Origin of the sequence: Niallia alba (assembly GCF_012933555.1) — a bacterium.
GTDB lineage: Bacteria > Bacillota > Bacilli > Bacillales > Cytobacillaceae > Niallia > Niallia alba.
The window spans coordinates 1,853,048-1,865,722 of sequence record NZ_JABBPK010000001.1; the positions used below are offsets into that span (position 1 = coordinate 1,853,048).

Sequence of the window (12,675 nt, forward strand, 5' to 3'; positions counted from 1 at the left end):
TTTTTCTCCTTTTTTGATAGAATTTAGGATGAGTAATAGGGAAAAAGGCTGATTAGGTGTAATAATTTATGGAATTGCTGAAAGTGTTAAGGAAAAAATGATTATCAAAGGAAGTGAAAAATTGAGCGTATGTACCTATTCGATGTGTTCGTAAATGTAGATAAAGAGAAAGGACACTTTACTTTTTCAGCATAGTTATAGTTAAGTGTCCTAAACATTTATCCCACACTTAATGGGCAGTAAGACTCAACCATAAACTTATGAGAACACGAGGAAGATAGGTGGGAGACCCACTATCCGTATAGGTCCGATTGGTTCAACTAACCATCAGAGGGGAGGAGGATTCCCCACACTGCTGGAAGTTTTCATTATAATTCTTGAATCGAACTATCAATGGAATAGGGGGTGAAATCAATCTCGCATTCAGATTCAAGAAGAAATTTTGCGAGTTGTTTTCCAATAAAGGGACCCATTGTTAGTCCTGATGCACCTAAGCCATTAGCAATTGTTAGTCCGGCGTATTGTTTCAGTCTTCCGAACACGGGAAGGAAGTCATTTGTAAAAGGCCGGAAACCTACTTTCACTTCATTCCATACTGCATCCGACAATCCAGGGGCATATAATAAGGCCTTATCGATGATCTCTTTAATCCCGGCAATTGTAATAGTATCAGATAACTCGGTTGTATTTTCGTGTGTAGCACCAATAACTATATTGTTATTTTCTAATGTTAATAAATACTGATCATGTGGCGGCATTACTACTGGCCAATCTGAACACAGATGATCAGTTAATTTTACATGGAGAATCTGTCCTTTTTGTGCTTTGACGTCAAAGGATAATTGAAGTGGTTCAAGTAATTCATTCGCCCAAACTCCAGCAGCAATCACAACCTCATCAGCATAGATAGTTGTGTTATCACTAAGTTTAACACCTTTAATTGTATTGTGTTCTTTTATAAGGGTACTAGTTGACTGGATAAAGGTAGCCCCTAATTGTTGGCTCGCATCTATAAGAGCATTACGTAATGCCCAACCATTTACCCTTGCTGCCCCGCTTATATGTAAAGCACTATATCCTGGAGCTAATAAGGGAAATAACGATTTTGCTTCTGTAGAGGTAAGAATATTTATATCGCCAATTTCTGGTGCCTCTATTTTTCGTTTTAATGTTCTCTCTTTCATTGCTTCTAATTTAGCTTCGTCAGAATGCAGGCTAAGCGCACCAACCTTTTTATAGCCAGTATTTAATTGATTGAAGCTATGTAATTCATTAACGAGAGATGGATAGTACTTTGCTCCTTCTCTAGCTAATACATACCATTTTTTGTTTCTACGTTGGGAATTCCATGGACAAATAATGCCCGCAGCTGCTTTTGTTGCTTGCCCTCGATCTTCTCTATCGATCACAACTACCTGAGCCCCTCGTTTGGCTAATTCAAATGTGATAGCAGCACCAAGTATTCCACCGCCAACAACTATTACTTTCTTCATATATTAATCAATTCCTTCACTTTGTAAATAACAAGTTTATTCTACTATAACATAATGTGTAATTTCATTAGAAGGATAGGTAAAAGAAGGCTATTAATTATGTAGCAGTACTTTTAAATGATGTGATAGTTTTTTTAGATAAAAAAGAAAAATGCAAAAAATGATGGAAATTGTCGATTGGAAACGATAAAATACTTCTATTAAGAACGGTTCTTTTATTTAATAGAATTGATACACTTATATTTTTTATAAAAATTTATAGGTAAAAAGTTTGAAAAATTGTGAACAATTGAAGAAAAAAGCCATTTGAAACATAACTGTAATATTCCTATTACTTAAATGACAAATTATGATGTTATACTTCTATTTGTGGCGAAAGATGTTTTATATAAAGAACTTTCGTCGAAAACAGGGTTTTCGTTTGATTTATAGAGTAGAGAATACTATATTAAAAGGGTCTCTCTACCAATTGCATCCATAAACATAAAGAAAATACATAGATAAATATATTAGAAGAATTCTACATTAGACAATGTGCAGGGGGAAAATGGAAATGTTAAAAAAGAAACTAGTGATTCTAAACACGACAATACTACTTGGATTAGGTACTAGCTTTACCATCCCAGGAATCAATGCTCATGCAACTAGCGTTGCTCAACAAAAAGAATCTTTACAAAGCCAAATTTCAGACGCTCAAATTAAAATTGTAGAAGCACAAGAAGAATTGAAGAAATTAGAAGCACAAATTAAAAGAGTAGATAAGGCAGTTGAAGAAAATAAAAGTCTTATTAATGAAACAAAAGCTAAGATGAAAACAACCGAAAAAGAAATTGCTTCTCTTGAGAAACAAATAAAAGAATTAGAAGATAGAATTGAAAAGCGTAATAATGTATTAAAAGAAAGAGCACGTACCTTCCAAGAAAATGGGGGAAGTGTAGATTATATAGAAGTACTTTTCGGTGCTGCCAGCTTTAAGGAGTTTGTTGACCGTGTAGGAGCAGTAGCTACAATCATGGAAGCAGATCAAGACTTAATTGCAAGCAATGAAGCTGATAAAAAAGATTTAGAAACGAAACAAAATGAAATAAAAGAAAAATATGATGATTTAAACAATACAAAATTAGATCTTGAAGAAATGCAGAAGCAAAACCTAGAGCAACAGAAGAAAAATGAGCAAGCAAAAAAAGATTTAAAAGCAAAAGAAGCAGATAACAAACAACATAAAACAGAATTAGAACAAAAATATGGTTCTTTACAGTCTGTAGAACCACAAATTAAAAAAATGATTCAACAAAAAGAACAAGATAATATAAATCAATTGGTTGCTTCAACAGTTGGAACTAGTGAGAGTGCAAGTAAGACTTCAAATAAGACGTCAAGTTCCAATAAAACTGTGAAACCAAGTGGTGGAAAATCAAAAGCAATTACTGCTGGCTATAAGTATATTGGTAATTCGACTTATAAATTTGGCGGAGGTAGAACAGCTTCAGATATAGCAAATGGTCTATTTGATTGTTCTGGCTTTGTTAGCTGGGCTTATTCTCAGGCTGGATACAGCATTCCTGCTAGTACAGATGCTTTGAAAAACTCAGGTACTCGCGTATCTACAAGTGATATGCAACCAGGAGATTTAGTATTCTTTAATACTTATAAAACAGATGGACATGTTGGTATCTATGTTGGTGGCGGTAAGTTTATTGGTTCTCAAAGTTCTACTGGTGTTGCAATCGCATCTATGGACAGTGGATATTGGAAAACAGTATTTAATGGAAGAGTTGTAAGATTCTAATATTAGGATTTTAAGAAAGCATTACTTGATGAATGTCATCTTGTAATGCTTTTATGTTGTTTAACATATATTTACCCCATTTTTAAAAATATATGCCGTTTTAAAAGAGATATTTTAATATTTTATCCTACTCTTAATGGACAGAGAGACTCAACTTTAAGCTTAAGAGAATTCGTAGAAGATAGGTGGAAGATCCAACTGTCTGTAAAGGTTCTAATGATTCAACTAACCATCAATGGGGAAGGAAGGAAATTCCCTACTGATGGAAGTTTCACTTTATTTTTTCGTAATATTTCGATGTGCCTCATCTTGCAAGAAACAGCACTAATTTCCCTATAATAAGGGAGAATTCTTGACCAATTAACAAATTTATTATAAAATTTTTAATCGGAATCGTTTGGATTTATCCCACTTTTAACGGACAGTAAGACTCCTCCCTAAAGCTTATGAGAATAAGAGGAAGATGGGTGGGAGATCAACTGTCCGTAAAGGTCCGATTGGTTCAACTAACCATCAGTGGGGGAGGAAGGAAAAGCCTCACTGTTGGAAGTCTCATTTTATATTGACACCATAATAGGAAAAGTCTATTATTAAGTGTCGTGTATAAGTAGTAATATAGGAAACGTTCATAAAATAAATGATGATTTTCTTTAAATTAAATAGTAAATCTTTTCTTTAAATCGTAATGAATACGAAATGGTTGCAAACTAACGAGCTTTCTCAAAAAGGTATGGGGAATTAAACGGTCAATAAATGGAGAAAATAGGTAAGAGAATAGCTAAAATTATAAATATTTTATTATGGAATTTTGCGATTTTTGCTAGACTCTAATGATGGTATAAATAAGCATTTTGTTTCATCCTAATCTTAGAGGAATGTAAAACCCAACCGCAAGTTAAGATAAGCGATTTTTTGTATAAGAGATAGTTATATTAAAACAGAAATTACAAATAGAAAGGGGTAATTACTATGAAACTAGCGACAGTATCGAATATTACATTTGGATATGAACATGTTCCTTCTCTTGAAGGTGTCTCTTTCGAATTAGAAAGTGGAGAGTTTGTTGGAATCACAGGTCCGAATGGTGCAAGTAAATCTACTTTGTTAAAGCTATTATTAGGTTTACTGAAGCCTTGGTCAGGCAGTGTGAAAATAAATAAGCTTAATGCAAATGGAAAGAAATTAACGGTAGGATATGTGCCCCAGCAAATTTCCTCTTTTAATGTTGGTTTTCCAAGCACTGTGTTAGAGCTTGTTCGTTCTGGTAGATATCAGCGTAAGAAATGGTATGAAAGATTGAAAGACGTAGACCATGAGGCAGTGAAGAAGTCATTAGAAATGGTTGGAATGTGGGAGTATCGAAATAAGAAAGTTGGGGAGTTATCAGGAGGACAAAAGCAAAAAATTGTAATTGCGCGAATCTTGGCGTCAGAACCTGATTTACTTGTATTGGATGAACCAACAACTGGAATGGATGCGGATAGTAGGAAAGGTTTTTATGAATTTATGAAGCACCAGGTAATTGAACATAATAGAACGGTTGTCATGGTAACACATGATCAAGATGAAGTAGAGGATTATTTAGATAAAATTATTCATATTGAGAAAGGAGAAAAAGGCGGATGGAGATGTTTGAGCTTGAATTCATGCAAAGAGCATTTTGGGCAGGTGGGCTCATTGCAATAATCGCACCAATCATTGGGATATATTTAGTTTTAAGAAGACAGGCATTAATGGCAGATACTTTGTCACATATCTCACTAGCTGGAGTGGCGATTGGTTTTTTCTTTCAAACGAATGTGACGCTTTCTAGTCTTCTAGTTGTTATCGCTGGGGCAATTGGGATTGAATATATGCGAAGAGCATACCATACGTATTCAGAAGTATCCATTGCTATCTTAATGGCAGCTGGATTGTCATTTGCTTTGTTTCTTATGAGCTTATCAAGTGGTGGAATGACGACAAGCATGGATCAGTATTTATTCGGGAGTATCATTACAATCAGTAAACAGCAAGTAAATGTACTAGCAATTGTTACTGGAATTATTCTATTATTTTTTGTTTTCTTTACAAGACAGATGTATATAATGACTTTTGATCAAGATACTGCTACAACTAGTGGTATTAATACAAATATGCTATCGATTGCTTTTAGTATTTTAACAGGTATTGCAATTTCCGTTATCATTCCAACTATAGGTGTGTTATTAGTTTCAGCATTGTTAGTTTTGCCTTCTGCTTTTTCCATTAAATTAGTGAAAGGTTTTAAATGGGTATTTATCGTTGCTATTTTAGTAGCTGCTGTTAGTATTTTTACTGGCTTGTTTTCTTCTTATCATTTAGGAACTCCTCCAGGTGCAACGATTACTTTATTATTAGTGGTTATCTTGTTAGTAGGCTTTTTAAGTCAAAAGATTTATATGATGATTCGTCGTGCATCAAGTCAGAAGAATTATAAGAATGCAGCATAATAATAAGTAAGTAGTTCAGCTAATGTGGAGAAAATGCAAAATATTAGCCTGAATTTCCTATCAAAAAACAGCAGTATTAACACAATAAATAACATACAAAAACGCTTGGTCTAACTCCAAGCGTTTTTTAGATCTTTCTATTTTATTCTTCAACTAAAAAACTCTTTAATTTAAGCGGGTTTCTGTGCCCAAATCGTACGAAATTTGAGCATAGAAATAATCATTACTAAAGATAAGATAATCGCTCCACCATCCGTAATCGCACTTGGTAAAATCCCTAACACACCATAAACGTCGTTAACTGTTGTCCACATTGATGAAGGTATCATAATAGGTCCAGTAGCTTGAGTGATATTTACCACTAATATAACCCACCATAAAATTCTTGAACGGCTATTTAAAGCGAATATACCTAACGCATTACCTATAATGTATAAACATCCAACAATTCTAAAACCAAATGTAAATCCTGATGCAGCACCAGCAGGGTCAGCTCCACCTGCCATTTGCATCATTGTTTCAATTAACGGCGGATTAATAATAACAAAATTATGGATAGCTGTACCAATGGTAAAAATAATGGAGCATAAAACAATAGTAATTTGTAACTTTCTAGTTGCGGTTGAATCTGTTAATTGATATTTTGCTTTTTTCATCTAATGTATCCCCTTTCTGATTCTCCAATATTTTGCACCACTTTCAAAATCGAATAGAAGTGATATTTTTATACTCACTAAAATAATCAGTATCTCTACTTCAAATAATTTATCATTTTCCTTATATAGAATCTTGAGCCTCTCGTTCAATTTTTATATAAGTCCTGAGACTTAATCTCTAACAGCAAATTAAACTAAAACTTCTTCCGTTCCATAATCCTGCTGTGTTAGTTTAAGAACATTTCTCCATTGAAATTGAACTACTTAAATAAAAAGGTTGGGACATAACTAAATAGAGACTCTGTAAAGACGAACACTTTCTAATTTAGCTAGTAAATAGTGGCTGCTTTCGCATACTTTTTACAAGAGGAAATATGATTAGTTGGGAAAACAGAGCAGCTGGAATACACGTAGACTCCTGTGAGATTAGCGAGACAGTCTGAGACCCCGGAGTGTGGAGGCTCATCAGCGCGAGCCCCACGGAAAGCGAAGTGCATTCCGGCTGCGGGGAACCGCACTAAACTTCATGGAAACCTCCTTTTAAAAACAAATAAAAAACCAAACAATTATACGGAACTTTCATCAGCACCTTCGTATAATTGTTCGGATTTATCCTTGGCTGGAATACGTATGTCCCAGCCTTTTTTTTGTATAAAAGAGCAGGTTAATAACCTTTTTGGTAGTCCACCAAATTAATCGGCAATGGTTCTTCTTTTAAATAGTGGTTTGCGTTAACCAGCAAAATATCTTCTATAACTCTACTATTATAATGTTCTGTAGAACCAGATGTATGTGGAGTTATAATAACGTTATCCAATTCCCATAATGGGCTTGATTGCTCTAATGGTTCTGTTTCAAATACATCTAATCCTGCTCCTAAAATCTCACCGCTTTTTAAGGCTGAGATTAAATCTTCCTCTTTCACTATTTCGCCACGCCCAATGTTGATAAAAAAGGCAGATTTTTTCATTTGGTTAAATTGCTCTTTTTGAAATAGATGGTACGTATCATCTGTTAAAGGAAGTGTGACCACTACATAATCACAGAGAGGAAGCACTTCATTCAATTGATCTGAAGTATATAATTCATCTACATAGTCGGTAGGCTTACGTGAATTTCTTACACCGATAATATGCATATCAAATGCTTTAGCAATTTTAGCTGTTTCAAGCCCAATTGCTCCTACGCCGATAATGCCAATTGTTTTTTTATGCGCTTCTAATTTAATATCTGTTCCGTCCCACTTTTTGACTAGTTGATTTCGAACATAGGCATGGATATTTCTTGTAAATCCTAGTAAGAGTGCAAAAATTGTTTCGGATATAGGATAGCTATGTACGCCATTTGCGCTTGTAATATAAATATTTTTTTTCTGCAATTGATTTAATGGGAGTGAATTTACACCTGCACTCCATGTTTGGATCCATTTCAGTTGGTCATTTTGTAATATGGTTTGTAAATTAAAGCTGCTTTTCCAGCCAACAATAATTTCGGAATCGATTAAATGGTTTTCCCAATCATCCGGTTTTAATGCATGAATGATTTGCCAGTCTGAAAATGCTGACTGAATTTTTTCCAAAAGGGAAGGATGAAGAGAATGGGTAATCAATATTTTTCTTTTATTCATTTAGGGGAACACTCCTTTATCGTAAAATTTTCTAATTTCTATTGTATCAAAATATGTGATAATTGTAATGATTTTGATTATTTTCATTAAAACACACATGAAAACTAAAGAGTTGGTTAGGAAATAGAAGTATTATCGGTAGTTATTAAAGAATGAACTTGCTATAATATTAATGCTATTATTTGGTACGAATTGCTATTAGTAAAATAATGATACATGTAGAAATGATGAATTATTGATAACAGGAGATGAAGTTTTGAATACAGAAGTAATTATTTTATTGACGAGTGATATTCATGGAAATATCTTCCCATTGAATTATGGAGATAATACGTCGTCTGCTGTAGGCTTAGGAAAAGTTGCTACTGTTATAGCAAATGAAAGAGCCAAAAATCCAAATACGATTGTAATAGACAATGGCGATCTAATACAAGGAACACCGTTAACTTATCATTATGTAAATTTTTTAGCAGACAAAAAAAATCCAATGATCACTATCTTAAATGAATTAAAATATGATGCGGCTGTTATTGGAAATCATGAATTTAATTATGGCTTACCTATTTTAAAAAGCGCAGTCGAAGAATCGAATTTCCCCTGGCTATGTGCCAATATTGTGGAAGAAAAAACGAAAAATCCATTTTTGGGAACTCCTTATATGATTAAAACGATAAATGACTTTAAGATTGCTATCCTAGGTATAACAACCCATTATATTCCGAATTGGGAAAATCCGCATAATATTAAAGGACTTCAATTTTATGATGCTTTTGATAGTGCGAAAGAATGGGTCAATCTCATTAAGGAGGAAGAGCAGCCAGATGTTCTTATCATCTCTTATCATGGTGGCTTTGAACGGAATCTTGAAACAGGTGAGCCGACAGAGGTATTGACTAGGGAGAATCTAGGATATACCATTTGTAAACAAATAGATGGAGTAGATGTCCTATTAACTGGTCATCAACATCGAGAATTAACTGGGAATATAAATGGTACAGAAATCATTCAACCAAGCAATAATGGTAAATTTGTGGGCAAAATTACATTGGTATTAGATGATAAAGGGGAAGTAATCGAGAAAAGCTCTGAATTATTATCCGTAGCAGAAGTAGAAGCAGACAAGAATATTCTTCTATTAGCAAAGGAATATGAAGAAAGTACCCAAGAATGGTTAGATACGCCAATTGGTCATATTGATGGGGATATGTTAGTAACAGATCCAATGACAATTCGCTTAGGAGACAATCCACTTATCGAATTTCTTAATAAAGTGCAAATGGATGTAGCGAAAGTGAAAATCAGCAATACTGCCCTTTTTAATAATGCCTCGCCAGGATTTAAACCAAATGTAACGATGAGAGATATTGTATCAAATTATATTTATCCTAATACATTTAAAGTACTTGCATTAACAGGAAAAGATATTCGTGACGCGTTAGAACAAAGCGCCAAATATTTTGCCTTAAATGATGAAGGCGAGCCGATAGTTAATCCTTCTTTTGTGTATCCAAAGCCTCAGCATTACAACTATGATATGTGGGAAGGGATTGAATATATACTTGATTTATCTAAACCAATAGGACAAAGAGTCATTCTATTAAATTTTGATGGCATGCCAATAAACGAAGAAGCGATTTATGAAGTTGTAATGAATAACTATCGAGCAGGAGGCGGTGGAAATTTTTTAATGTTTAAAAATAAACCTGTTGTTCGAGAGGTTCAATTTGATGCTTCTGAATTGATTGCTAATTATATTATGGAGAGAAGAATCGTTTCTGCTACTTGTAATCATAACTGGAAAGTTATTTGGTAAAGCAATAACGTTTCTAAAGAATTATAATTGAAAAAATCAGTTATTATCTTTGACTAGAATGTGTATTGATAATAGCTGATTTTTTCTTTTCCTAAAGTTCATTGACAAGTTCTTATATTTCCTTTTTAATATTGTTAATATTAAAAAAATTAAATGGTGTTAGGGGATGGAGATCGTTGAGCAAACCGATAATAGGGATAACGGGTGCATACATTTTTAAAAATAAATTTATGGAAGGTACCTATGTTCATCATGACTATCAAAATACAATTGCGGCAAATGGTGGATTACCGATTATCCTTCCATTTGTGGAGGAGGCATTGTCTATCGAAATGGTGGATCTTTGTGATGCGGTTCTTTTAAGCGGTGGAGAAGATGTTGATCCCATCTTGTTCGGAGAAGATCCGCATCGAAACATTGGAGATACAATTCTTTTGCGAGATCAAGTAGAGTTACAAATAATTAAAAGAGCGATGGAAACGAATAAACCGATACTAGCAATTTGTAGAGGAATTCAAATTTTAAATGTTGCTTTAGGAGGAACACTTATTCAGGATATCCCCTCTCAATTACCTGATAGTATTAAACATACCCAGTCTGTGAGCAGAAGCTTGGATTCCCATTTTGTATCAATTAAAGAGAACAGTAAATTAGCAGCAATTATTGGAGAGGGAAAAACAAGAGTAAATAGTCTTCATCATCAAGCAATTGATAGTTTAGCTGAAGATTTAGAAGTCGTTGCAACTAGCAGTGATGGTATTATTGAAGCGGTAGAACATAAAAATTATCCTCATTTTTTATTGGGAATTCAATGGCATCCTGAATCTATGGCCTCTACTAATGAAAAAATGAATCGAATTTTTGCCGAATTTATAAAAAGTATAAAGTGAAACTTCCATCAGTGGGGGTTTTTTCCTTCCTCTCCCACTGATGGTTAGTTGAACCAATCGGACCTTTACGGACAGTTGACCTCCCACCTATCTTCCTCGTATACTCATAAGCTTGAGGGGGGAGTCTTACTGTCCGTTAAGAGTGGGATAAAATAGGAAAATCTAACAGGATACATTAATAAGGGCTTAATAATAGAAGCTTTTTAACCATATAAGATAAAGAAATAAGTGAAAACAGAAAAAGATGAAAAAAAAGTTAGTATTAACTCCTAAAATCAGCTAAAATAATATGGTAAGACAATTTTTTAGGAGGTATAACAATGAGCGAAAAAACTTTTACTGTAATTGATGAAACTGGTATTCATGCTAGACCAGCAACATTATTAGTAAGCACTGCTAGCAAATTCAAATCTGATATGCAAATTTCTTTCAAAGGAAAATCAGTGAACTTAAAGTCTATTATGGGCGTAATGTCACTAGGTGTACCTAAAGGTGGAGAAATTACTATTTCTGCAACTGGTGAAGATGAAGTAGAAGCAGTTGACGGTGTAGAAGCTGTCCTTAAAAAAGAAGGATTAGTTGGTTAATCTTTGTTTATGACCCTCTTAAATGGGGGTCACTCTCATTAATATTTTTTTGCACTGTAATTAAAGCGGTTACATAAACAGAGATAATGATATTGTAAACAGGAAGTAAGCATTTATCCTACTCTTAACGGACAGTAAGACTCAAGTGTAAGCTTATGAGAATACGAGTAAAATGGGTGGGAGATCAACAGTGTTAGTTTCATTTTATAATTGTAGTTATTCTTATAAAGATTTGGCTTAAAGCAGAATGGAATCATTTAAGAAGAATATTCTTTGAATGATTCCATGAAGAAAAAAGTCAGATCTTTTTTATTTTGTCTGTTTTCTAAAGATCGTTGTTTTCGTAATAGGTAAAAACTTTTAGATAGAAATACTTCTAGCAACAAACTTTGCGAAAACAGCCTTTATTTTTTGCGGCAGTTGCTGTGTTATAGATGACTTTGTAGGTGAAATTAAAATGAATAGTAATACAAATAGGTCAGTCCAGTTATTCCTCCTGTACATATTGTAAGAATTTTTAGTAAAATATATAAAGAATAGGGGGGAGTGGCATGATCGTTCAAATAAAAGATGTTGGCTTAAAAAGAAATGGCCAATGGATTCTGCAAAATATTAATTGGGAGATTAATAAAGGAGAAAATTGGATTCTATATGGTCTTAACGGTGCGGGAAAAACAGCTTTATTAAATATGATTTGTGCCTATTATCATCCAACAGTCGGAAGAATGGAAGTGCTAGGAAAGGTGTTCGGTAAAGCGGAGTTAGGAGGAGCCTTGAGGCGGAAAATTGGACTAGTATCAAATCGACTGCAGCAAAACTTATATGAATCAGACAGTGCATTTGAAATTGTGCTTAGTGGAGCCTATGCTTCGATTGGCTTATATGAGTCACCAACACCAGAAATTAGGAACAAAGCGATTGAAATAATGGGTAAGTTAGGTAGTTTATCTTACGCTGACAGACCATATAATAGCTTGTCTCAAGGTGAGCGGCAACGTATACTTATTGGAAGAGCCTTAATGGTAAATCCTGAGCTTATTATATTAGATGAGCCAGCAACTGGTTTAGATTTTTTAGCAAGAGAACAATTACTGGACACTATTTCCGAGTTAGTAAATGAAAATAGCAGCATCATTTACGTTACGCATCATGTAGAAGAAATATTACCAGTGTTTTCTCATACCTTTCTATTGAAAGAAGGAGAGGAATTTTCCTCAGGATATACAAAAGAAATGTTGACAAGTAAGAATATGAGCAGCTTTTTTTCATTACCAGTAGAAATTATTTGGAATAATGAACGTCCACTATTGGCTAGAAGAAGCTCATTGATTGAGAACTGAGAACGAGAC

At 33.9% G+C, this 12,675-nt stretch carries 10 protein-coding genes; 7 read left to right on the top strand and 3 right to left on the bottom strand.

Annotated features, from left to right (window positions below):
• Positions 1 to 368: 368 nt before the first annotated feature.
• A complete protein-coding gene (locus tag HHU08_RS08875) occupies positions 369 to 1,493 on the bottom strand; it encodes an NAD(P)/FAD-dependent oxidoreductase (protein WP_169188303.1) in 1,125 nt (374 codons plus the stop codon).
• 553 nt (positions 1,494 to 2,046) lie between these two features.
• Between HHU08_RS08875 and HHU08_RS08880 the strand changes: the two genes are divergently transcribed.
• The 3 genes from HHU08_RS08880 to HHU08_RS08890 all read left to right on the top strand — a co-directional run bounded on the left by HHU08_RS08880 (position 2,047) and on the right by HHU08_RS08890 (position 5,753).
• Positions 2,047 to 3,282: a coiled-coil domain-containing protein gene (locus HHU08_RS08880; protein ID WP_016200878.1), complete on the top strand. Its 1,236-nt coding sequence runs from the start codon at positions 2,047 to 2,049 to the stop codon at positions 3,280 to 3,282.
• Between the two features lie 969 nt (positions 3,283 to 4,251).
• A complete protein-coding gene (locus HHU08_RS08885) occupies positions 4,252 to 4,968 on the top strand; it encodes a metal ABC transporter ATP-binding protein (protein ID WP_016200879.1) in 717 nt (238 codons plus the stop codon).
• Positions 4,905 to 5,753, top strand: coding sequence for a metal ABC transporter permease (locus HHU08_RS08890; protein WP_016200880.1), 849 nt, complete (start codon positions 4,905 to 4,907; stop codon positions 5,751 to 5,753). Before HHU08_RS08885 ends, HHU08_RS08890 begins: the two co-directional genes overlap by 64 nt.
• A 170-nt stretch (positions 5,754 to 5,923) precedes the next feature.
• On the opposite strand, the gene HHU08_RS08895 is transcribed toward HHU08_RS08890, so the two are convergent.
• Both HHU08_RS08895 and HHU08_RS08900 read right to left on the bottom strand, forming a co-directional pair.
• On the bottom strand, positions 5,924 to 6,409 hold the full coding sequence (locus HHU08_RS08895) for a hypothetical protein (RefSeq protein WP_169188304.1): 486 nt from the start codon (positions 6,407 to 6,409) through the stop codon (positions 5,924 to 5,926).
• Between the two features lie 664 nt (positions 6,410 to 7,073).
• Positions 7,074 to 8,036, bottom strand: coding sequence for a D-2-hydroxyacid dehydrogenase (locus HHU08_RS08900; RefSeq protein ID WP_169188305.1), 963 nt, complete (start codon positions 8,034 to 8,036; stop codon positions 7,074 to 7,076).
• 256 nt (positions 8,037 to 8,292) lie between these two features.
• Here HHU08_RS08900 and HHU08_RS08905 point away from each other — a divergent pair, with 256 nt between their 5' ends.
• The 4 genes from HHU08_RS08905 (at position 8,293) to HHU08_RS08920 (ending at position 12,666) form a co-directional block, all read left to right on the top strand.
• Complete coding sequence (locus tag HHU08_RS08905; RefSeq protein ID WP_016200883.1) at positions 8,293 to 9,849, top strand: bifunctional metallophosphatase/5'-nucleotidase; 1,557 nt, start codon at positions 8,293 to 8,295, stop codon at positions 9,847 to 9,849.
• Between the two features lie 176 nt (positions 9,850 to 10,025).
• On the top strand, positions 10,026 to 10,739 hold the full coding sequence (locus HHU08_RS08910; protein WP_169188306.1) for a gamma-glutamyl-gamma-aminobutyrate hydrolase family protein: 714 nt from the start codon (positions 10,026 to 10,028) through the stop codon (positions 10,737 to 10,739).
• Between the two features lie 320 nt (positions 10,740 to 11,059).
• Complete coding sequence (locus tag HHU08_RS08915) at positions 11,060 to 11,326, top strand: phosphocarrier protein HPr (RefSeq protein ID WP_016200885.1); 267 nt, start codon at positions 11,060 to 11,062, stop codon at positions 11,324 to 11,326.
• Between the two features lie 551 nt (positions 11,327 to 11,877).
• Positions 11,878 to 12,666, top strand: a complete 789-nt coding sequence (locus HHU08_RS08920) for an ABC transporter ATP-binding protein (protein WP_016200886.1) — start codon at positions 11,878 to 11,880, stop codon at positions 12,664 to 12,666.
• The last annotated feature ends 9 nt before the right edge of the window (positions 12,667 to 12,675 follow it).